The sequence below is a fragment of the Vibrio superstes genome, from assembly GCF_003569005.1.
GTDB classification, from domain to species: domain Bacteria; phylum Pseudomonadota; class Gammaproteobacteria; order Enterobacterales; family Vibrionaceae; genus Vibrio; species Vibrio superstes.
This window is the reverse complement of sequence record NZ_BCUR01000001.1, coordinates 438,651-460,408: the sequence shown is the minus strand read 5'-3', so window position 1 is coordinate 460,408 and position 21,758 is coordinate 438,651. Positions and strand designations below refer to the sequence as shown.

At 40.8% G+C, this 21,758-nt stretch carries 20 protein-coding genes; 9 read left to right on the top strand and 11 right to left on the bottom strand.

The genetic code is table 11. From position 1 onward, the window contains the following. Positions 1 to 74 precede the first annotated feature (74 nt). Genes D5I41_RS01955 through D5I41_RS01945 form a run of 3 tightly spaced genes read right to left on the bottom strand, consistent with a single transcriptional unit; the run spans position 75 to position 1,122 of the window. Entirely contained in the window at positions 75 to 377 is a 303-nt protein-coding gene (locus D5I41_RS01955; RefSeq protein WP_119008247.1) for a hypothetical protein, read from the bottom strand. A gap of 2 nt (positions 378 to 379) precedes the next feature. Further along, positions 380 to 685, bottom strand: coding sequence for a hypothetical protein (locus tag D5I41_RS01950; RefSeq protein WP_119008246.1), 306 nt, complete (start codon positions 683 to 685; stop codon positions 380 to 382). 11 nt (positions 686 to 696) lie between these two features. Continuing rightward, entirely contained in the window at positions 697 to 1,122 is a 426-nt protein-coding gene (locus tag D5I41_RS01945) for a hypothetical protein (RefSeq protein ID WP_119008245.1), read from the bottom strand. Positions 1,123 to 1,599: 477 nt separating this feature from the next. Between D5I41_RS01945 and D5I41_RS01940 the strand changes: the two genes are divergently transcribed. The 7 genes from D5I41_RS01940 (at position 1,600) to D5I41_RS01910 (ending at position 7,864) form a co-directional block, all read left to right on the top strand. Further along, the gene (locus tag D5I41_RS01940) at positions 1,600 to 1,962 is read left to right on the top strand and encodes a GIY-YIG nuclease family protein (protein WP_119009208.1); all 363 of its coding nucleotides are present in this window, start codon (positions 1,600 to 1,602) and stop codon (positions 1,960 to 1,962) included. Between the two features lie 280 nt (positions 1,963 to 2,242). Then, on the top strand, positions 2,243 to 3,322 hold the full coding sequence (gene rfbB / locus D5I41_RS01935; protein WP_119008244.1) for a dTDP-glucose 4,6-dehydratase: 1,080 nt from the start codon (positions 2,243 to 2,245) through the stop codon (positions 3,320 to 3,322). Positions 3,323 to 3,326: 4 nt separating this feature from the next. Next, positions 3,327 to 4,196: a glucose-1-phosphate thymidylyltransferase RfbA gene (gene rfbA, locus D5I41_RS01930; RefSeq protein WP_119008243.1), complete on the top strand. Its 870-nt coding sequence runs from the start codon at positions 3,327 to 3,329 to the stop codon at positions 4,194 to 4,196. Continuing rightward, positions 4,153 to 5,067, top strand: a complete 915-nt coding sequence (rfbD, locus tag D5I41_RS01925; RefSeq protein WP_307723781.1) for a dTDP-4-dehydrorhamnose reductase — start codon at positions 4,153 to 4,155, stop codon at positions 5,065 to 5,067. Before rfbA ends, rfbD begins: the two co-directional genes overlap by 44 nt. Positions 5,068 to 5,069: 2 nt before the next feature. Then, positions 5,070 to 5,633 carry a dTDP-4-dehydrorhamnose 3,5-epimerase gene (rfbC, locus tag D5I41_RS01920; RefSeq protein WP_119008241.1) on the top strand — a complete coding sequence of 188 codons (564 nt, stop codon included), beginning with the start codon at positions 5,070 to 5,072 and terminating at the stop codon, positions 5,631 to 5,633. 28 nt (positions 5,634 to 5,661) lie between these two features. Next, positions 5,662 to 6,924 (top strand): oligosaccharide flippase family protein, encoded by a 1,263-nt coding sequence (locus D5I41_RS01915; protein WP_119008240.1) that lies wholly within the window; start codon positions 5,662 to 5,664, stop codon positions 6,922 to 6,924. 34 nt (positions 6,925 to 6,958) lie between these two features. Then, complete coding sequence (locus D5I41_RS01910) at positions 6,959 to 7,864, top strand: polysialyltransferase family glycosyltransferase (protein WP_119008239.1); 906 nt, start codon at positions 6,959 to 6,961, stop codon at positions 7,862 to 7,864. A 52-nt stretch (positions 7,865 to 7,916) separates the two neighbouring features. Here the strand turns inward: D5I41_RS01910 and D5I41_RS21570 are convergent, their stop codons facing one another. After that, positions 7,917 to 8,753, bottom strand: coding sequence for a glycosyltransferase (locus tag D5I41_RS21570; protein ID WP_119008238.1), 837 nt, complete (start codon positions 8,751 to 8,753; stop codon positions 7,917 to 7,919). A gap of 5 nt (positions 8,754 to 8,758) precedes the next feature. After that, on the bottom strand, positions 8,759 to 9,682 hold the full coding sequence (locus tag D5I41_RS01900) for a glycosyltransferase family 2 protein (protein ID WP_119008237.1): 924 nt from the start codon (positions 9,680 to 9,682) through the stop codon (positions 8,759 to 8,761). Between the two features lie 210 nt (positions 9,683 to 9,892). Between D5I41_RS01900 and D5I41_RS01895 the strand changes: the two genes are divergently transcribed. Continuing rightward, on the top strand, positions 9,893 to 11,116 hold the full coding sequence (locus D5I41_RS01895; protein WP_119008236.1) for a sugar transferase: 1,224 nt from the start codon (positions 9,893 to 9,895) through the stop codon (positions 11,114 to 11,116). Between the two features lie 213 nt (positions 11,117 to 11,329). Next, positions 11,330 to 12,982: an SWIM zinc finger family protein gene (locus D5I41_RS01890; protein WP_119008235.1), complete on the top strand. Its 1,653-nt coding sequence runs from the start codon at positions 11,330 to 11,332 to the stop codon at positions 12,980 to 12,982. A 478-nt stretch (positions 12,983 to 13,460) separates the two neighbouring features. On the opposite strand, the gene D5I41_RS01885 is transcribed toward D5I41_RS01890, so the two are convergent. The 6 genes from D5I41_RS01885 to D5I41_RS01860 form a co-directional block, all read right to left on the bottom strand. Further along, positions 13,461 to 14,438 carry a DHH family phosphoesterase gene (locus D5I41_RS01885; RefSeq protein ID WP_119008234.1) on the bottom strand — a complete coding sequence of 326 codons (978 nt, stop codon included), beginning with the start codon at positions 14,436 to 14,438 and terminating at the stop codon, positions 13,461 to 13,463. Next, positions 14,431 to 15,027, bottom strand: coding sequence for an adenylyl-sulfate kinase (cysC, locus tag D5I41_RS01880; protein ID WP_119008233.1), 597 nt, complete (start codon positions 15,025 to 15,027; stop codon positions 14,431 to 14,433). The genes D5I41_RS01885 and cysC overlap by 8 nt, the downstream gene beginning before the upstream one ends. A 283-nt stretch (positions 15,028 to 15,310) precedes the next feature. Continuing rightward, positions 15,311 to 17,044, bottom strand: coding sequence for an SLC13 family permease (locus D5I41_RS01875; protein WP_119008232.1), 1,734 nt, complete (start codon positions 17,042 to 17,044; stop codon positions 15,311 to 15,313). 3 nt (positions 17,045 to 17,047) lie between these two features. Beyond that, entirely contained in the window at positions 17,048 to 18,463 is a 1,416-nt protein-coding gene (gene cysN, locus D5I41_RS01870) for a sulfate adenylyltransferase subunit CysN (RefSeq protein WP_119008231.1), read from the bottom strand. Positions 18,464 to 18,891: 428 nt separating this feature from the next. Continuing rightward, on the bottom strand, positions 18,892 to 19,803 hold the full coding sequence (gene cysD / locus D5I41_RS01865; RefSeq protein ID WP_268978199.1) for a sulfate adenylyltransferase subunit CysD: 912 nt from the start codon (positions 19,801 to 19,803) through the stop codon (positions 18,892 to 18,894). Between the two features lie 525 nt (positions 19,804 to 20,328). After that, a complete protein-coding gene (locus D5I41_RS01860; protein ID WP_119008229.1) occupies positions 20,329 to 21,501 on the bottom strand; it encodes an IS3 family transposase in 1,173 nt (390 codons plus the stop codon). Between the last annotated feature and the right edge of the window lie 257 nt (positions 21,502 to 21,758).

The following is a 21,758-nucleotide window of genomic DNA, read 5'->3' as shown; positions in this document are numbered from 1 at the left end:
AGTCGTTGTGCTAGTAGTTATGCGTACTAAATACATATTGTGTGGGTATTTAGTACGCTAATCTACTTGTGAGATTATTTTTCGCAGAGGGCTTTGATTCGGATTCGGTTTGTCCAATGTAAGAACCCGTGGTCGGTGAGGTATTCCACGTTCACCATTGATGCGCCTGACGGACATTGTTCAAATACTTGAGCATAAGCGTCATCAACATAGTCAGTATCAAAGGCAAAACCCATGACGACAGTTTGCGCGGTTTCAACCTCAAGCGTATGAGGGCTTTGTAGTTGCACATTTTGGTCTCGAGTTACTTGAGACATGTGAATACTGCTACTACAAGCGGTCAACAAGAAAGGTAATAATAAAATCAGCTTCTTCATCATTACGCCTTATTACAATATCCAGTCGCGATGATTTCTCGCTTGAAGAACAAGACATAAGCCGTCGTTTGATGCTTAGTCATCACGCCTTCAATTTTACCGTCAGTGCATTGCTGCTTAAGGTTGGCAACAGCTTCATCAACGATATCGTTATTGAAATTGATACCAATAAAGTTCCAATCAGATGCGGAGGCATTAATTGCTTGGTCACGCTGTGCTGGAACAGAAGTTAAAGACACAGTGTTTAGGCCTACACAGCCAGAAAGGGATGCAGCTGCAATAGCTAATAAAAGTGTTTTCTTGAACATGTATAGATTTCCTAGTTAATGCAGTAACCGTCGACACGAACAACTTCGCCACTTACGGTGCCGAAACTGGTTGATTCGCGTACAGAGGTAAGACCGGTAAGGTTGTGGCTTGGACATTGCGTGTCAATCTGACGCATGACCTGGTCCGCATAGTGGTCGTTATAGACTGGGTTTCCGGTAGATGGTCCCATATTCATCAAGGCAAGAACGGTTGCAACAAGCTGCAGATTCTCTGAGTCTTTCTCACTCGACGCCATATCAGAGGCGATTCGCGCTGTCTCAGAAGCATCAAAACCAATCTCGTTGACCTTGATACTGACAGGTGTTAACTCTCCCTGAGTTTGGTCGATGTCGCTAAGTTGTACGTGGTGCAATTGCGAGCAGGCACTTAAAGAAGCAACTCCTAGCCCCAGCAATGCGATTTTTAAACATTTCATCAAGCGTTTCCTGTTTGAATGCAAATGGCGCGCATCATAAATGGCTGTAGATAGCGATGGAATGACTTGCGTGCTGTTAAATGTAACAACTGATTTGTATGACAAATAGTGCTTATCATGAGAAGTTAGTGTGCGTTTTTGGAAAGTGCTTTAAAACTAGCTAGTTAGGTGTAGATCAGATTAGGTGATGTATTCATCTGGGTGATGGTAAGGTGTTTTATACTTTTCAATATAATGGGAAGGCTAGGTAGGAAATTGGGTGTTGTTGGGGTTATGTGTGCTATTGGTTTTTAGTGGAGTTCACAGTATTGATTAGTTTGTACTGAAGGGACTTGGGTAGATCTGAACCCAAAGAGTGTCACGCATGCCAGAAAGTATGAGATTGCTCGAAATAGCTCCAAGCATACAGTGGAGAAATTCGAGTTTTTGCTTATTATTCCTAGCCTCAAAGTCCTAGCAACAGAAAAGGACTTCCACGTGAAAACTCAACCTGCAGCAGCTCAACCTCAATTCGAAGAAAATACAAACCCGGTCTTAAAGCACATCTATTCCGTCACTCAGCAATTCAGCGTCTACATACTTAGCTCAGTCAATGACGCATTGCTTTATATTGGACAAACAGAGAACCTACAATCAAAGGTTTGGTTACACAAAAAGAGAACCACTGATCACTTAGGGCTAACCATCTTCGAACAAAAACTGGTGTATTTAGAACAATATGACAATGTCATAGATGCACGTACTAGGGAGCAAGAGCTAACAATGCTCCCTGAGATAGATTTAAGGAAGTTGATCACAACGAATAACCCTAAGTGGGATGATTTGTTTTATTTTCTTTAGATATTAGATAATTGTTTTTGAAGCCCTCTATTAAAGGGGGCAATTAGCGTATTGACGATACAAGCGCCTTCTACAATAGGAACTTCATGTTCTCAGTATGTCTAGATAGTTCTAATACAGATAAAGTTATTCTCAATTTATTTGACCTTCCCCGCATTACCCTAAAAAACTCTCTTTACTTCTGCACAATGAATGGATGTACCTGTTGTTTTTTGTGAATATGATCACTTAGAAGTATTTATAATTAAACACATTAAAATTTCGACAAAAGGATTATTGATTGAAATTTCTGATCACAGGCGGAGCAGGCTTTATTGGTTCTGCTGTAATACGCCATATCATAGATAATACTCCAGACTCCCTAGTCAATGTTGATAAGCTTACCTACGCGGGTAATTTAGAATCGCTTGCTGGTTGTGAAGATCACCCGAGATATACCTTCGAGCAGGTTGATATCTGTGATAGGGCAGAATTAGACCGAGTGTTTTCTCAGCACCAACCAGATGTAGTAATGCACTTGGCTGCTGAATCACATGTAGATCGCTCTATTGATGGCCCCGCTGACTTTATTCAGACAAACATAATAGGGACATATACGCTACTAGAATCGGCACGGAACTACTGGAATTGCCTCGAGAAATCCAAGAAAGATAATTTCAGGTTTCATCATATCTCTACAGATGAGGTGTACGGTGATCTTGAGAACCCACAAGAGCAGTTTACAGAAACGACACCTTACCTCCCGTCAAGTCCATATTCTGCTTCGAAAGCCTCAAGCGACCACCTTGTTAGGGCGTGGCTGAGAACCTATGGATTACCAACTCTAGTTACAAACTGTTCGAACAACTATGGAGCCTTTCATTTCCCTGAGAAGCTGATTCCTTTAATGATACTTAATGCGTTGGAAGGAAAGTCATTACCTGTCTATGGAAACGGAATGCAAGTGCGAGATTGGTTGTATGTAGAGGATCATGCTCGGGCTTTACATTTAGTGGCGACACAAGGCCAGATCGGTGAAACGTACAATGTAGGTGGTCACAACGAAAAAACGAATATTGAAGTGGTTCACAGCATTTGTGACCTTTTAGAGGATATAGGTCCCTCAATCACTCAAAGTAATACCAACTGGAAAACCTCAGGTTTTCGTTCATTGGTTACTTTTGTTGAAGACCGACCAGGTCACGATCTTCGTTATGCTATTGATGCCTCTAAAATTGAACGAGAACTGGGGTGGAAGCCCAAAGAGACCTTCGAATCTGGCCTTAGAAAAACTGTGATGTGGTATTTGAATAATGAAAAGTGGTGGAGCCGAGTTTTAGATGGTTCATACTCTCGAGAGCGTTTAGGGCAAGGGAAGTAACAGTATGAAAGGAATAGTACTCGCTGGTGGCTCTGGAACTCGTTTGTATCCATTAACACGAGGCGTTTCAAAGCAGCTTTTACCGCTATATAACAAACCAATGATTTACTACCCATTATCAGTTCTGATGTTAGCGGGTATTCGCGATGTTTTGATTATTACCACGCCAGAAGACAAAGATAACTTTAAGCGCCTATTAGGTGATGGCTCAGATTTTGGGATAACACTGACGTATGAAGTCCAAGCTAAACCAGAAGGTATAGCTCAAGCATTTGTCATTGCAGAGGATTTTATAGAAGATGAAAACTGCTGTTTGATACTGGGTGATAATATCTTTTATGGTCAAAGGTTTACCGAAGCATTGCAAAATGCCTTTGGTAGGGAAAGAGGCGCGACGATATTTGGATATCAAGTGAAGGATCCTGAACGATTTGGTGTGGTGGAATTTGATGATCAAAACAAAGCTATTTCAATTGAGGAAAAACCGAGTAATCCTAAATCTAATTGTGCTGTTACTGGCCTGTATTTTTACGACAATCGCGTGGTTGAGTTTGCCAAGAAGATCAAACCTTCAGCTAGAGGCGAGTTAGAAATCACAGATATTAATGACTTATACCTTCAAGATGGTAGCTTGAAGGTGGAAATATTAGGACGTGGCTTTGCTTGGCTTGATACCGGAACTCACGAGAGTTTGCATGAAGCATCGTCTTTTGTACAAACAGTAGAGAACGTGCAAGGCCTTAAGGTCGCTTGTTTGGAAGAAATTTCACTAAGGCATGGTTGGCTTACTAGAGAGCAGGTTTTGGAGTTGTCAAAGCCAATGGCCAAGAATGATTACGGCCAATACTTGGCTAGAATTGCAAAAGAGGTATAAGTTGCGAGTTTTAGTGACTGGCTGTGACGGCCAGGTTGGACGTAGCTTAGTGGAACGGATGCCAGCAAACTGGGAAGTGGTTGCTCTAAATAAGAGACAACTCGACATTACAGATCGTAACGCTGTATTAAAAACACTTCAGGATATTAAGCCCAAGTATGTAATAAATGCAGCTGCTTACACTTTGGTAGATAAAGCGGAAGATGAACCAAGTAAGTGCTTTTCTATTAATCGAGATGGTGCTCGTAATTTGGCTCTTGGATCTCAGAAATTTAATGCGGTTATACTGCACATTTCTACAGACTATGTGTATTCAGGAAGAAAAAATGAGCCTTATATTGAGTTTGATACTCCTGAGCCTTTAAGTGTTTACGGAAAGAGTAAGCTAGAAGGGGAATTAGCCATTGCTGAATCGCATTCGAAACATATTATTGTTCGTACTTCATGGGTCTTCAGTGAATATGGAAGCAATTTCGTAAAAACAATGCTAAGGCTTGGCTCAACCCACCAAGAGTTATCGATAGTAGATGATCAGTTCGGAGGTCCTACGTATGCCGGAGATCTCGCCGGTGCTCTACTCTCTATTATTGATTCACTGGAGAATGGAAGTTTAGGTTATGGCTTGTATCACTTCACAGGTACACCAGCAGTAACTTGGCGAGGTTTTGCAGACACCGTTTTTAAACAAGCAATCAAAAATGATATTACTGGTAGGATTGAAATTAAAGGAATTGCCACTTCTCAATACCCAACAAAAGCCAAGAGGCCCAGTAACTCTTGCCTGTGTTGTGACAAGATCTACCAAACGTTCAGTATAAAGCCTAGCGACTGGAAAAGCGCACTGAACGATATTAGTAAGTATATGGAGTAACAATGAAGGTCATAGATACCGCTATTGCTGATGTAAAATTAATAGAACCAACGGTTCATGGAGATGATAGAGGTTTTTTCATGGAGACTTGGCACCAAGAAAGATTTGAAGAGCAGGTAACGGGAAAATCGACACGGTTTGTTCAAGACAACCACTCTAAATCAAAACATGGGACCTTACGTGGCCTCCACATTCAAACGGAAAACACACAAGGAAAATTAGTGCGGGTCGTATCAGGAGAAGTGTTTGATGTGGCTGTTGACCTAAGAAAAAACTCACCAACCTTTGGGCATTGGGTAGGAGAATACCTATCAGCAGAAAACAAGCGACAGCTATGGATTCCAGCAGGCTTTGCCCATGGTTTTTATGTTACAAGCGAAGAGGCGGAGTTCGTTTATAAGTGTACAGATTACTATGCCCAAAATGCAGAAGTGTGTATAGCTTGGAATGATCCCGATATTGGTATTGAATGGCCAGTTATGGTTATGGAGCATATTAATATTTCTATTAAAGATGATAAAGCGTTAACTATGAATGAGGTATTATGCAACGTTTCATTTATGTAGACAAATTTTCACTTTGTTTATCTGATATATGAGCTTAATAAAAAACTCCATAATTTATACTATGGGTAATAGCATCAGTGCATTGGCTCCTTTTGTTCTGTTGTCTATCTTTACACGAAAGCTTAGTGTGGCTGAATTTGGTGAGTTGGCAGTTTTTCAGTCGTTAATTATTGGTTTAAGTGCATTTATAGGGATAAATACGATAGGCGCAGCTAATAGAAATTTCTATGAAGAAGGCAGTCATGAGGATAATAAACTATATAATACTGCTTGTTTTAATATTTTTTTTATTAGTGTTTTTATCGTTGCATCTGCATTGCTATTATTTTGGTCTAGTCTAAATGATTGGGTGGATATTAACAATGAATGGATTGCATATGCTATTGTTATAGCTTCAGTGAATTATGTACTAGGTTTTCGGTTGGGGCAATGGCAAATAAGGGAGCAATCAACGCCATATGCAATCACACAGGTCACTAATAGCATGTTTAATATGCTCCTTTCGATAGTGTTTGTAGTGCTGATGAATCAAGGGTCAGAAGGAAGAGTCATATCACAGTTAATATCAAGTTTGATTATTCTCGGTATTTGTTTGTATTTTATTAAAGTCGATGACTTAATAAAATACAAACTGCCAAGATATGAAGATATTATAAGAGCATTATCATTTGGTGTACCCTTGATTCCTCATGTCTTTGGCATGTTTTTACTTTCTGCAGTAGATAGGTTAATAATTAGTAACAAAATGGGGTTAGAAAGTGCAGGTATTTATCTTGTTGCTTTTCAGGTTAGTATGGGATTAGTCCTTGTATTTGACGCATTGAATAAGGCATGTATTCCCTGGTTGTACAATAACCTCAATAGTAGTAAACATTCAGATAAGTTGAAAGTTGTAAAGTATACCTACTGTGCATTTATTTCATTAGTAGTTATAGCTGTTTTTTCTTATTTTATAAGTCCAAAATTATTGTTGATACTGGCCGGAGATAAATATATAGAGTCATGTAAATACGTTGGGCTTCTTTTTGTAGGTCAAATATTTAGCGGCATGTATTTGATAGTTACTAATTATTTATTCTATTCAAAGAGAACCGGAATTCTTTCTTTGATTACTATATTTAGCGGAACTATTAATATTGTTTTAATCTTAGCCTTTATAGAAAACTATGGTTTGATGGCAGTTTCCTGGTCATTTGTCATATCTAGATTTATTCAGTTCATTCTAGTATGGTACGCATCCTCAAAGTTTATTGATATGCCTTGGGCTTTTGAAAAAAATAGGGTACGTTGATAATTATAAATGATTTTAAAAGATGTCTTATAATATGAATATAGCCATAGTTTTTACACCAATGCAATCACTATCAATTGAGCGGATATTAAGTGTTATAGATGAGCGCTTGCTCATTATTAATCTGTCGAATAGAAATATTGTTGGGAGAAGCAAGGATATTATATTTGGTGGTGACATAAGAGGTATTGTTGCGTTTTTCGCTATTAGGCTATACATATTTATTTTCAGAAAAAAAATAGGGAAAGTTTATTTATCGCATCCTTATAATCATATATCAAATTGGTTCTATTATTCATCTAAGGTTAATGAGATAATATTGATTGAGGATGGTTTAGCTAACTATTATCTTCCTGAAATAAATAATGTTAATGTTAATGTTAATTTATTGAAAAGAAGGTCATTTTATCTTTTTTATGAATTCAAAGTGATAAGTAATCTTCTGATACCTAATAGGCACAACCTAAACAAGGGTTACTTTTATAGCCCAAAAATAGTAATGACCGATGTTAGAACCAAGATGCCTATTAATTATTCAAGGCATTATTTGAACTTAAATAAATGTGTTTTATTTCTAGATCAAGATATTTCACATTGTTATAATGAAAATTTTAGAGATAGACGAAATAAAATTGAAAGTGAATTAAATTTAATTGAAGATCATGAGATTTTTGTGAAATTGCATCCAGCACAAACGAAAGCATCAATTCCATTAAATAAACGTTTTACTTTAGTTAAGGGAAGTGAACTTACTGCTGAGGAGTTAATTTTAAAACTAAAACCAAAAATAGTGTACTCATATCATAGTACAGCATTGATAAATATAAAAAGAGAGTATCCTAATATAATATGTAGGGCAGTCTTACCAGAAGATCCGACTTTAAATAATGACTTTATTATTCGAGATCTATTCAATAAATTTGGAGTTGATATATTATAAATTTCAATATGCTGGTTTTATTAAACATTCGGATAATGATCCATAATATAAATTATATATTGCGGTGTTTACTAATAGTCCTCTTTAAATTTGAATTATATATATTCCGATCTATGTCAATGAACCACCCCCATTTATTGAAATACTTAATCATTGATCTTATGTGTACCCATGTCATACGCCATGAATTATATGATGCTTTTTCATGCTGATGAATAATGGATACAAAAGGATAACATTCAGTTTTTCCAATGGTATGCAAACGGCGAGTAAGGTCAATATCTTCAGGATACATAAAAAAACGAGTATCGAATTTTCCTACATCACGGAAAGTATTCGAACGCAGAAACATAAAACAGCCGGAAAGATAAGGGCAGTTCAGCACATAATTAAAGTTATAGTCATGAAGTTCATATGAACTCTGATTTAGAAGTACTTTCAACATGCTAGGAGCGAATCTTCGGAGAATGAGATTTAGTGGGCTAGGTATTAATTTACAAGTATGTTGGATGCTATGGTCTGGATTAAGTACTTTTGGCATACAATGTAGAGTTTTCGGGGATCTATCCATGTACTCTATAAGGATTAACAGCGTATTTCTATCTACTTGAACATCAAGGTTCATCACTAGGTGGTATTTAGAGGATTTTCTTGTTTGACACAGTTCAAATGCATGATTGTGTCCATATCCATAACCAAGATTTCTTTTGTCAGAATAATAGATTATATTCGTACCAAGTTTTATAACATCTTCACTTTTCACTGGTGACGTTTCGCTATTATCATATATACATATGGTATCAATGCTCGCGCAGTTGAGGATAGGTGAAAGACAGTTTTTTATTTCGTCAATAGAGTTTTTATAAGTAACAATAGAAATCGATAGCATAGACTTTATTTCAATAACATAATCCGAAAAAACAGAGCACTTGAGCGCTCGAAAGAGAGATAAGGGCTTCTTATTGCGTGTAACAGTTTAAGTCTTTTTGAAATGCTAAGTGTTTTTATTTTGCTTAATACATTTAATAGCGGAGCGTCAGGGTGATCCTTAGGTAAGCGCTCAGCAAGATATGAGAGTTGGTTCAGGATTTTGGTAAAGGTACAACTATTTCGGGAAAGAACTCTTTTCATATGCAGATAGCTTAGAGGTTTAGTTGTACCAATAGTATTAGTGGCGTGTTGTCGATATTTCATGGTTACTTCGCGGGAGTAACCAATATGGCCGAACAGCCGGGCATTCAGAAGTAACCACCAATCATGCATCACCACGTCACTTGGACAAGGATAAGTTATTTTAAGTAGAGAGCGATTTACTACTAATGCACACCCTGGTGTGACATTTTGCATAGAAATGGAACTAAAACTTTCAACCAATCTAGGATCTAAGTTTTGCGCATCCCAAAACGAGTGGTTTATCGATTCTAAGTTATAGTTAACTAATTCAAGGTCGGTGAAAAATAAGCAAGTATTATGCTTAGATTTTTCAAGATGTGTTATCCCCTCATAGAGGACATGTATTTTGTTGCCACACCAAACATCATCTTGGTCACTGAAGATGACATAATCGGCAGTTGAATGCGCAACGGCGTTATTAAAATTACCAATAACACCTTTAGTCCCTTGATTTATGTGGATCTCGATGCGATCACAATTGAACTGGCGTGCAATTTCTAAGGTTCTATCATCCGAGCCATCATCTGAGATGATTATTCGATTAATGTGTTCATCGAAGCCTTTACAATCAATAATACTCTGAAGTTGCTCAGCTAAGTACGCTTCTCCATTATATGTCGCCATTACGACATCTATGTTCTTCATTTTGTTTGCGATTCCTTTTGCAAAACTCAGCAACAACTGGACTTATAGTAACAAGCTGAGCTATGAGGTGGAATAGCTAGCTAGTTCGTATGGATATGATACCTACTTAAAAGCTGACGTTTTGTGACATCTTTGTCACAAAATAACTATCAAAGGTTAGTTTAACTCATTACACTATTACTATCAGTAGTTTCGAGTTATTCAAGGAAGATGCGCTTTAGTAAAAACTCAATTATACACAGTTTAGCAATAGTCATCGTTGCCATAGTCATTCAAGTCTGGGGCGGGATTGTTTATGCCGAACCACAGGCTAGTATTATGAACAGCTCTATTGGAGTTGTAGTCTGCTTTTATGTTAGTTTGTTGCTGATCCCTCCACCAAAACCGTCAATACTGAAGCGCAAACAGTATCCTGTGCTAGCAATATTGCTTGGTTGTTATTGTGTGCATATTGCCGTTATTGCTTTTATGCGTATTGATTACTCAAGACCGGTTTTGCTGTCTGGTTTTGGGTTTACTTTTGCTTGGCTCATCATATTTCGGTTCTTTCAAGTTAAACATATGAAGTTAACTCTTCATCGATTTAGCTCGGCGGATCCACTGCGTTTCGCATCTTTCTCAAGTATTAAATTAGTAGATACAACTGATACAACACAGGCCAATGATATTAAGTTAGGAGCTGTATCGGACTTCCATAAGCCACTGAATCAGAATGATTCTAGACTATTAGCGGAATGTAGTTTGCATGATATCCCGATTTACCATGCTGACTTATTGATAGAGAGACTCTCTAGGCAGGTTAACACTGAAAATCTTAATCCAGTAAGTATTACTCTGTTTAGCCCTAGTCCCACCTATATTAAGGTCAAGTATTTGCTAGACTCGCTATTGGTGATTATTTCTACGCCAATTTCGTTATCTCTTGCAGCACTGACAGCTTTAGTGATCAAGCTTGACTGTATCGATGAACCTATTTTATACAGACAGAAACGCATGGGTTATCGAGGTAAAATTTTCACCATGTATAAATTTCGCACAATGTGTTCTAGTGATGATCCTGATGAGTTTTTTGCTACTAGTGAGCTGCATAGGGTAAATAAATTAGGTCACTTTTTGAGAAAAAGCCGCCTTGACGAAATCCCCCAACTATTTAATGTACTCAAAGGCGAAATGTCGATTATCGGTCCAAGACCGGAGCAACCAGGGTTGGCAAAATCATTCCAGGATAACATCCCTTTTTATAGCTATCGCCACACGGTAAAGCCAGGAATTACTGGCTGGGCACAGATAGAGCAAGGTTATACCGACTCACATGAAGCAACCTCAAGAAAGCTTGGTTTCGATCTGTATTACATCAAAAATTTAAATGTAAACCTTGATATCTATATTTTATTGAAGACGATTAAGGTCGTTCTGTTTAGAAAAGGTGTCTAGAGCTTCCAGCTTCTTAAACGTATCTAAAGTCAGATGAAAAGGGCACTATGCTGCTGATCAATACCCTTGGGAGCCTGTTACTCTGTATGCGAAGAGCAGGATTTGTTACAAGCAACATGCTGTTAACCCTCTCGGCAGAGTATGACCGAAATACTCGACCACCTGAACCAGATTAATCTATCTAGACACCCCTCAACCTAGGAAACACATCTCTTGTTGTTAGTAGAACGAATCAAGTCAGCAATAGAAGACAAAACATATAAGCGCGGCGTGGCTCTTGCTAATAAAGGCAAGGTAATCAATGTGCAGATCAAGGGCTCAACAGTAGTGGGTGAAGTGCTGGGTACGCATCGATATAGTGTTGCGCTAGATGGTGGCGCTCATCTGTATGGGACTTGCACTTGCCCTGCAGCTGACTATCAAGCCATATGCAAACATATGGTTGCGCTGGCAATAGCTCATGAACAGGGTTCATCTCAGAATCTTCCTAGCCTTGAGAGTTGGCTAATCAAAAAATCAAAAGCCGAGTTGCTTCATTCCTTGGTTGAAATGATAGAACAAGATGAAACGCTACGAGATATTTGGCATCAGAAGATGGAGCTTTCGCTAAACCCCCCGTCCGAGAAAGAACTCAAAAAATTCATCACCAAAGCCCTACCGAAACGGAGTATATGGGATTATCGAAAGGTTGCTAATTACTTTCAAAACGCGACAGAGCAACTTCAAGCACCTTTGGAAGTTGCAAAATCTCTAGAGCCTGAGGCTAGGTTAGAGTTTTTTGGGACACTGGTGAATCGCTTGGGTTTGGTCTTATATCATGTCGACGACTCTTATGGGTATCGTCTTGAGCTAGAGCACTCTATTAGGGAAGGATTTAGGCAGAGTTATTGTGAAATCACTTGGGACAACCATCAAAAAGCGAAATGGTTGGTCAATGAGCTCATTAAGAGCAGTGAAATGTATGCAGAGGTGTTACAGGAAGCTATCGAGAGTGATACCCAAACTCGTGATTTGTGCCTTTCCTTATGTCTATGCAAACTAGAGTCAAACGTAAAGTTAACTGAAGAAAGCCGACGATTACTGCTTCGCATATTGATAGATGGAGCAACGTCATGGCAAGAAGAAGTTAAGTATAAAGCGCTTTTAGCAAAAGATTGCAGTGACTATTTACAACTGGCTCAAATCTGTCTCAAACATGATGAAGAGCTAGACGCTGAAGATTGGTTACTGCGTGCGAAGCATAAAATCTCTGACGGTTTTGACCAGCAACGTTGGAATGAAATGGAATTACAAGTTCTGCATGCTTCAGGTGACGTAAAACACGCTTGGCAAAAAGCGATGGCGAACTTTGTGTCCAAACCCACCAGTGAGGGCTGGCAACGGTTGCTAAATAGCAGTGAACTATTGCATGTAAACTTATCCCATAAGCAAGATGAGATTGAACAATCACTTCTGCGTTGTCTCGATTTAGCCACGAATAGTGCTATAGAGTTTGCGATAGAGCAGGTGCTTATTTTGTTTTATCTACACTTTTCACAGCCAGAAAAAGGCAAACAATACATCGGCCAAAACTATGAAACTCCAGCTGCAGAAAAGCTGGGTTTAGCATTGCTAATTGATGAAACTGACTATGCGTTAAGCTTGCTGGACAAGAGTATTACTAAGGATATCCAACGGGGTACCAAAACCAATTACCACTGGGCAGATAAAAGACTAGATAAGATTTACCAGCAGATTAAGTCTAACGCTAGGGCACTTGACGTGTTCATCGAGTACAAAGCGAGTCTTGAGCAATTGCACAAGCGTAAAACCCTTTTTATTAAGCTTCTTCATGCGAGAGAAGACTATTACATTCCTCAAAAATAAAGAGAAACGGGGAGTTCCAATCATCCTCGAGTGCTTTTCTGGGCCGGCACACCGGTGGCCGGCATTAAGTAGTTCAGTGGTTGAAGAGGTCTCCGACTGGTACGCCAGCCCGGAAGAGCCCTCGGAGACGACGGTGTTGTTTTGAGTTTCTTCATGCTTACCAGGATAGCTATGTACTGCGGAAGTGAAGCGAAACTGGGAGTTCCAGTCATCCTCGAGTTTTTCTATCGAGGATCTAAGTAGTTCAGCAGTTGAAGAGGTCTCCGATAAAACACCTCGGAGACGACGGTGGAGCCTGTAATTTAAATTGTGTATCTGCTTATAATTAAGATTGCTATGTGTAGTGGAAGTAAATGAAACTGCAAGTTCAAGCCATCCTCGAGTGCTTTTCTGGGCCGGCACTCCGGTCGAGGATCTAAGTAGTGAAGCGGTTGAACAGGTCTCCGACTGGTACGCCAGCCCGGAAAACACCTCGCCACTAACCAAACTGCTCTTCCATCTTTTTAACAAACAGCTCAACCATTTCTTCAGGCAACTCATTGATCCCTGCTGCGCCTGTCCTACCTCCACCCTTAGGAAACTGTGCACATACATCATCAGCACCTTCTCTATTTACTAGTGGACTTCTCACACTGACCGTATAAGACTTATCACATGGATTTGCGGTTAAAACAGCAATGGCTTTATTTGGGAGCTCGTTAGCAAGCCAATTTCCATATGTGCCACTTATGCGCCTTGCCCATGCTTGGCTCGGAAGTTTATATATCTCTATATGTTCAGTAGAGTAGGTTGCTTGAATTGATTTAACGTCATTCCAGTCGCGATCAAACCCTGCCTTTAACTGGTGATAAACACCATCGGTTTTATCTCTTAGGCGTAACGGGTTTGGGGATTTTAATAGCGACTCAAATAAGGCTTTGGGGTGAAAGTGAAGATCGTCAATCGAACCACCGTAACCGTTGTAATTGATCAGTGTTCCTAGCTGCTTGAGGAAATCAATGTCCTCATGGGCTACGCCGTGTTCTAAGGCTAACGCAGTTGCTTCTTCTGATAGGTTGTCACCAAAGGCGCCAACACAAGCCCATAGATAGTGAGAGTTATTGAGGAGTAGGTTGATAAGCAGGCTAGTACAAACATCTGACGAGGTATCTAAGAGAGATTTTAGATGGGGTGATATTGGGGCTCGTCCTGTTCTATGGTGGTCACAGTAGAATATATCCACCTTTCTTTTTACCAAAGACTGCAAGGCGCACAGGTTCTTTTCCATAGAGATATCTAGCACAGTGACTGAGCCAACATCTTGTTGATCGACGACTTGTTGTAGCAGTTGAATATCTCGTTTAACCCCGGTGATAAGCGTCGAATTTTTCGGAGTCTTCAGCCTGAGTTGCAACAGAGCGCAAATCCCATCGGCATCTCCGTTAAATACGTCATAATGCTTAGGGCGTTTAGACATAGGCATGTTCTCTTAGGTACTCAATCACTTGCTCGGCACTTTGTTCAATTGAATGTTGAGCGGTATTTAGGTGGATTTCGGGTGTTAGTGGCGCTTCATAGTCTGATGTAATACCCGTAAAGTGTTTGATTTCGCCGGTACGAGCTTTTTTGTATAAACCCTTAGGGTCACGTAGCTCACAAGTTTCTATCGGCGTATCTACGAACACCTCTATAAACTCACTCTCTGGTAAAAGTGCTCGTACTTGTTCTCTATCTGAAATAAAAGGAGATATAAAGGCGGTGAGCACTAGGCTGCCAGAGTCGACAAACAGCTTGGCAACTTCTCCAATACGTCTGATGTTTTCGATACGATCTTCGTCGGAAAAACCAAGGTCTTGGTTGAGGCCATGGCGTACATTGTCGCCGTCTAACAGATAGCTATGTACCGAAAGCTGGTTGAGTTTCAGCTCCACGGCATTCGCGATTGTTGATTTGCCTGATCCACTGAGGCCTGTGAACCAAAGCACAGCCGATTTGTGACCTTTGAGTTGTTGGCGTTGCTCCCTAGTCACTGAAGCCTGATGCCAAACGATGTTTTGGTTTCCCATTATTGTTTACTTCCTTATAAAATCAGATTTATTTGCTTGCTATCGGTGTATACCAGATTCCCGCATTCGCGGGAATGACGCTTGGGGCGGTGGCAACTATGTATATAGTCCTTCCAGTGCCTAGTGCCTAGTGCCCAGTGCCCAGTGCTCACTCCCGTCATCCCCGAAGTTTTTTATCGGGGATCTATAGTACCCCTACAATACACCAGATTCCCGCCTCCGCGGGAATGACGGTAAATTACTTAGAGCTACCAGCTTACAACTAGCAACCAACGGCTATTCCCTACAGCCCAAAAAAGTGTTCAATCGCGAATATCGCAGTAAAACTATAAATCACACTGATTGGTGCACCTATTTTCACAAAGTCGGATAGCTTGTATTGCCCAGCATTAAACACCATCAAATTGGTTTGATATCCATACGGGCTAATAAAGCTGGCGCTTGCACCAAAGGCAACGGCCATTACAAATGCAATAGGGTTTGCATCTAAACTTAGGGCTAGTGAGTAGGCTATGGGGAAGGTCACTGCCGCGGCTGCGTTATTGGTGACTAATTCTGTCAGCAGTAATGTAGCGAGAAACACAAACACTAAAGCTAAGTGCGGGCTCACTGTGACGTTATTCTGCGTCAATAAATATTCTAGATGTTCAAACAATCCGCTATTTTGAATGGCAAACGACATCACTATCGCCGAGGTGATGATAAGCCAGATGTGATACGGAAAACGCTGGGTAACGTCGTTAACGGTGAGCACACCAAAGCATAGCAATACACCAAATAATAACAGCATAGCCTTAAACAGTGACACCAAACCAAGCGATGCGGTAAGTAGTGCAACCACAAATCCAAACAAGGTAGCCTTTTCGCCGATCCCTTGTATCTTGTTTTCTACGGCGATATCGCTAAGCAAAATAAAATGCTTCTGAAAGCTAGGTGCTAGCGAAGGCGGTTCTCCAGCCGTCAGTACTAAATAGTCGCCGGCTTTGAGCTTTACTTCACCGAGTTTGCCAGACAATCGAACACCATTGCGCTTGATTGCAACAACACCGGCATTAAAGGTTTGCCTGAAATTACATTCTTTTAGTGAGCGATTTACTAATCGGCTTTGCGGTAGCAGTATTGCTTCAACAAAGCTGTGAGAGGCCAAACCTTCTTTATCGGCAAATATCTCCAATCCATTATAATGTTTTAGCTGTGAGACTTTAGATACATCACCGTTAAAAAACAGTCGGTCGTTGCTTTGCAACACTTCGGTTGGAGACACTGGGCTAATAATATTTCCGTCACGCTCCATTTCTATCAGAAACAGTGACTCCATATGACGTAAACCATTCTGATTGATGTCTTTACCAATCAAAGCGGAGCCAGCGGAAACGCTCGCCTCGATAAAATAACTATCGCTAACGGGCGTATTGGTTTCGTTGTTAGGCAGGAACCTCACCAATAGTGTCAACATCAATCCACAAGCTACAACCACACATAACCCAACAGCAGTGAAATCAAAAAATGCCAGTGGCGGTAAGTCCGTATCTATAAGAAGACTGTTAACAATTAAATTAGTCGAGGTGCCAATAAGCGTTAAAGTGCCTCCTAAGATCGCTGCATACGATAATGGTAGGAGCAACTTAGTGGCACTATGGTGTGGATTATTGCGTATTGGAGACAACAAACTCGATACGACAGCTGTGTTATTCAAAAAGGCTGAAAACACCACCGTAAAGCCAAACAAACGAGCAAAGGTTTTGCCGTAACTTGGGCGAATGACGTACTGCGCCATAATCCGCAATACACGAGTTTTTTCAAGGGCGATGGAGCACAGCATTAGCAATATTAGAGTCAACAGGCCCTGGTTAGAGCCTGCATTGATGACTTGTTCGCTAGAGACTAAATCCAAAGAGAAAAGCGTGAGTAAGGCTAAACCAAACACACGAGCTGGATGCTTTTGAAAACGAATCAGCGCAATAATGGTGGTAATAAATACCACCAATACAATGCTACTTTGCAAGCTGATGCCCATTGGTTAGCCCTTGCTAAGCAAGTCTTTAGCATCCCAATGTGGGAAGTGCTTGCGAACCAGTTGATTCAATTCGAGCTCAAACTCAGAATAATCATGACTAGGCTGATTTTTATTTTCTAGAGCACCTTCGATCATCCCTGCGCCAACCGTCGCGTTACTCAATCGGTCGATGATAATGAACGCCCCGGTGATACGGTTACTGTCATAGGCGTCAAAAACTACTTTCTCATTGAGATTGAGGTGACATAGGCCAATTTCGTTCAGGTTTAATTGGCTAGCCTCTAGCTTCTGCATGCTATTCACATCAACACGATGCTCAATCTTCAACACCTGACCGGTAACGGTTTTAGTGCCTACTTTGATCAGATACTCACGGTTAAGTTGCAACGCATCTTCATTCATCCAAACCACGTTAGCAGTAACGGCATTGGAGTAATGAGGTTGCTGATCTGGGCGAACGAGAACGTCTCCGCGACTGATATCGACTTCATCTTCTAACGTGAGCGTAACCGCTTGCCCTGCATATGAAGAGGTCAGGTCACCATCAAAAGTAACGATAGATTTTACTTTGCTTTCTTTGCCAGAGGGCAGCACTTGGATACGATCGCCAACACGAATCTCTCCAGAAACTACCGTGCCACAAAATCCACGGAAATCTAAGTTAGGGCGATTTACATACTGTACAGGGAACCTAAACTCACCTTCCTGTTTGCCTTTATTGGTTTTGGCAGAGTTGAGCAAGCGCATTAGCGTTGAACCAGGGTACCAACTCATGTTCTTGCTTGGGAATACCACATTATCGCCATGCAAAGCAGAGACAGGAACAAACTGAATGCTGTCAAAATTCAACTCGTTTGCAAACTCGCGGTATTCTTTCTTAATATCTTGGTATCTTTGCTGGCTATAATCCACCGTATCCATTTTGTTTACCGCAATAATGGCGTGCTTAATACCGAGTAACGAACAAATGAAAGAGTGACGTCGTGTTTGAGTTTGAACGCCGTGACGGGCATCAATTAGAATAATCGCGAGATCGGAAGTAGAGGCACCGGTTGCCATGTTTCGAGTGTATTGCTCGTGCCCTGGAGTATCAGCAATAATGAACTTTCGTTGATCCGTTGTAAAATAGCGATAAGCCACATCAATAGTAATGCCTTGCTCACGCTCAGACTGCAAGCCATCCACCAACAGCGCCAAATCAAACTCTTGGTCAGTGGTGTTGTACTTCTTCGAGTCTTTTTGAATTGCCGAAAGCTGATCTTCAAAAATCATTTGGTTGTCGTACAGCAAGCGACCAATCAAAGTAGACTTACCATCATCGACACTGCCACAGGTGATAAAACGCAGCAGATCCTTGTTTTCATGTTGTTTTAAATACGCTTCCACATCAACTGAAAGCAAATCTGAAATTGTGTTCATGTTCTCTCCATGTAAGCTAAGTTTTTCGGATAATTTATCCAGTAATCAGTGGTTAAAGTAATCGTCATCCCTGGGTGCTCAGTTTCGTCATCCCCGAGTACTCCTATCGGGGATCTATTAGCACAGTACTCATCAGATTCCCGCCTGCGCGGGAATGACGCTTCTTGAGGATGATGTTTGTCTTATTGATTGAGTCACTCAACATCCCGCCGGCATAAAGTGTTCCTATCATCCCTAAGGAATTGGCCGGTCATCACCAAGCGCTCCGTTTCGTCATCCCCGAGTGCTCCTATCGGGGATCTATTAGCACAGTACTCACCAGATTCCCGCCTCCGCGGGAATGACGGTTTATCAGGAATGACGCTGCTTATTCAACAGAACTTGATATTGTTGCCCGCTTCAGCTGGTTATTTCAAAGCCCGCAGCGCTTAGAAATACCCTTCCATCTTTTTCTTCTCCATAGAACCGGATGAATCATTGTCTATAACACGACCTTGGCGCTCAGAAGTGGCAGTGAGAAGCATCTCTTGAATGATTTCAGGAAGAGTCTCGGCTTGCGACTCAATAGCCCCCGTTAATGGATAACATCCAAGGGTTCTGAACCGTACTTTCTTCATTTCGGGTACTTCTCCAGGCTCAAGAGGCATACGCTCGTCATCCACCATGATCAGAGTACCATCACGCTCGACGACGGGACGTTCCTGAGCAAAATACAAAGGCACCATGTCGATGTTTTCTAAATAGATGTATTGCCAGATATCCAGTTCAGTCCAGTTTGATAATGGAAAGACTCGAATACTTTCGCCTTTGTCTACGCGAGCGTTATAGACTTGCCACAACTCAGGGCGCTGATTTTTTGGGTCCCAGCGATGATTTTCATCTCGGAAAGAATAAACTCGTTCTTTAGCTCGTGATTTTTCCTCATCACGGCGAGCACCACCAAATGCAGCATCGAATCCGTGCTGATCTAAGGCTTGCTTCAGTGCTTCGGTCTTCATTATGTCTGTGTGTTTAGCACTGCCATGGGTAAATGGACTGATATTCATGTCCAACCCACGCTGATTTTTGTGGACAATTAAGTCGAGTTCGTATTTGTCCGCTAACTCATCACGAAATTCGATCATCTGCTTGAACTTCCAGTTGGTATCAACATGCAATAAAGGGAAGGGCACTTTGCCCGGATAAAAGGCTTTACGTGCAAGGTGAAGCAGAACGGAAGAGTCTTTACCAATAGAGTAAAGCATCACTGGGTTTTCAAATTCAGCGGTCACTTCGCGGAAGATTTGAATCGATTCCGCTTCAAGTGCTTTTAAGTGGGTAAGTCGAGCCGTATCCATAATCGAATGTCTATCCCTGTTGTTTCGGTGTGCTAGAAACCTAACAACATTCTGTAGCCTTGGCTCATAATCAAACCATCTAAGATAGTCAGGTAAGGACTAAGGGAGGAGCTAACAAGGTGGTTCTTGTATTTAATTCAATGAATTCAATTAGTTAATTCTACACCGAATGTGTCTTGTTTCGGTTTTCATTCAAAGCATAAAAAGACAATAGTTATAACCAAAAGTTTTATAGGGATAGTTGTATCTAAACATACTGGATTTCATATAGGTTACTCTCTACTCCTAGGACACAGCATCCTAAGCGCCACGTACCTATCATCCTTTATCCCAACCTCTGTCATCGCCGAGGTCTTTTATCGGCAATCTTCAGAGAGTGGGTTGTAAGATTCCCGCTAAGAGCATGCGGGAATGACATTTCTTAGTTTTTAGTTGTTGGTTTTAGCTGTCAGTTGCTAGTTTTTAGCTAACAGCTTGAGGCTTTCAGCCCAACATCTGATATGACCCCGTAAAAGTAGACACGGGGTTTTAATTTATTAGTTCAAAAACATTGGGACTAACTCCATCGAGTGTCCCATGCTTTCTTACTGAATTATAATAATTTACGATATAAAGTCGACTTTGGGTTGTCATTTGCTGACGTGATATTTCACCAAGATTACTCATCCACTCTTTTTTGTACTGTGCAAAGAAGCTCTCTGCACACGCATTATCCCAACAGTTTCCTTTCCTAGACATACTCACGGTAATGTTCCGTTTGTGATGCCAAAGCAATGTATTTTCAGCTGTATATTGGGTTCCTTGATCTGAATGAAATAGTAATTTGTTACCGTCCGGCTTTCTGATCTTCCATGCTCGATTAAGTGTCTTTATGACTAAATCAGCATTGTTTATTTTGCTCGTACCCCAACCAACGACTTTTCTTGAGTATAAATCAAGAACTACACACAAATACTGCCAACCATCCAGACACCTAACCTGAGTAATATCGGATACCCAAACACGATTAGGGTCGGCGACGTTAAACTCTCGATTCAGCAGATTAAAAGCGCTAATGGCATTTGATTTGCTTGCTGCACGACCAAAGCTACGTTTACAAGCTCGAGAGCGATAGCCCATAGCTTGCAATAAGCGTTGGACCTTCGCTTTACTGCACACAAAGCTGTTTTCTATCGCGAGCTTCCAAAGCTTCCGATAACCAGGAATACAGTGTTGTTCGTCGCTGGTAGCCTTGAGAAAATCAGATAATGAACGATTCTCTACAGACCGCTCACTAGGTTCGCTGTTCAGCCATTTATAATACCCTGAACGAGAGACTTCAAAGAGATGGCAAAGCCATTTAATCGGTCGCTTGGCACTATGGTGCTTAGCTATAAATTCAAATTTTATTCTTTTCGACTGTCGAAGTAGGCCTTCGCCTTTTTTTAACATATCATTCTCCATTTCAGCCCTTTCAAGTTGCTTTTTAAGACGAGCCACTTCTCGTTCTAGTTCAGCAAAAGAAGACTCTGGGCCCTCGTTCTTAATTGGGTTTGAAGTTTGCTTAGCTGATGTCAATTCGCATCTCCATTTACTCAAAACAGCAGGATGTATTCCTAATGACTTTGCGATTGAGTTTACTGTATCCGGAGACTCTAGTGACGTTTGAACAGCGTTTCTTTTAAACTCGTTGGAAAATATTCGTCTTTGTTTTACTTGCATGACACCTAATCCTTAAATTAGGTGTCTACTTTATTGAGGTCATATCAGTTGCCAGCTGCCAGCTGCTAGTTTTTAGCTAACAGCTTGAGGCTTTCAGCCCAACCTCCGCCATTGCCGAGGTCTCTTATCGGCAATCTTCAGAGAGTGCGATATAAGGTTCCCGCTAAAAGATGCGGGAATGACTTGCGTGACCAGCAACGGCGGATGCGGCCAGTATCGACGGATGTGATCAGTATGACGAGAGTGATCAGTATGAC

Excerpts from the sequence above, each read along its gene's own strand:
- D5I41_RS01950 (WP_119008246.1), bottom strand. The coding sequence starts at position 685 with ATGTTCAAGAAAACACTTTTATTAGCTATTGCAGCTGCATCCCTTTCT.
- rfbC (WP_119008241.1), top strand. The coding sequence starts at position 5,070 with ATGAAGGTCATAGATACCGCTATTGCTGATGTAAAATTAATAGAACCA.
- cysC (WP_119008233.1), bottom strand. The coding sequence starts at position 15,027 with ATGGGAAACCAAAACATCGTTTGGCATCAGGCTTCAGTGACTAGGGAG.
- D5I41_RS01945 (WP_119008245.1), bottom strand. The coding sequence starts at position 1,122 with ATGAAATGTTTAAAAATCGCATTGCTGGGGCTAGGAGTTGCTTCTTTA.
- D5I41_RS01900 (WP_119008237.1), bottom strand. The coding sequence starts at position 9,682 with ATGAAGAACATAGATGTCGTAATGGCGACATATAATGGAGAAGCGTAC.
- rfbD (WP_307723781.1), top strand. The coding sequence starts at position 4,153 with ATGATTACGGCCAATACTTGGCTAGAATTGCAAAAGAGGTATAAGTTG.
- D5I41_RS01860 (WP_119008229.1), bottom strand. The coding sequence starts at position 21,501 with ATGCAAGTAAAACAAAGACGAATATTTTCCAACGAGTTTAAAAGAAAC.
- D5I41_RS01955 (WP_119008247.1), bottom strand. The coding sequence starts at position 377 with ATGAAGAAGCTGATTTTATTATTACCTTTCTTGTTGACCGCTTGTAGT.
- D5I41_RS21570 (WP_119008238.1), bottom strand. The coding sequence starts at position 8,753 with ATGCTATCGATTTCTATTGTTACTTATAAAAACTCTATTGACGAAATA.
- rfbA (WP_119008243.1), top strand. The coding sequence starts at position 3,327 with ATGAAAGGAATAGTACTCGCTGGTGGCTCTGGAACTCGTTTGTATCCA.
- D5I41_RS01910 (WP_119008239.1), top strand. The coding sequence starts at position 6,959 with ATGAATATAGCCATAGTTTTTACACCAATGCAATCACTATCAATTGAG.
- D5I41_RS01875 (WP_119008232.1), bottom strand. The coding sequence starts at position 17,044 with ATGGGCATCAGCTTGCAAAGTAGCATTGTATTGGTGGTATTTATTACC.
- D5I41_RS01885 (WP_119008234.1), bottom strand. The coding sequence starts at position 14,438 with ATGTCTAAACGCCCTAAGCATTATGACGTATTTAACGGAGATGCCGAT.
- cysN (WP_119008231.1), bottom strand. The coding sequence starts at position 18,463 with ATGAACACAATTTCAGATTTGCTTTCAGTTGATGTGGAAGCGTATTTA.
- D5I41_RS01915 (WP_119008240.1), top strand. The coding sequence starts at position 5,662 with ATGAGCTTAATAAAAAACTCCATAATTTATACTATGGGTAATAGCATC.
- D5I41_RS01895 (WP_119008236.1), top strand. The coding sequence starts at position 9,893 with ATGCGCTTTAGTAAAAACTCAATTATACACAGTTTAGCAATAGTCATC.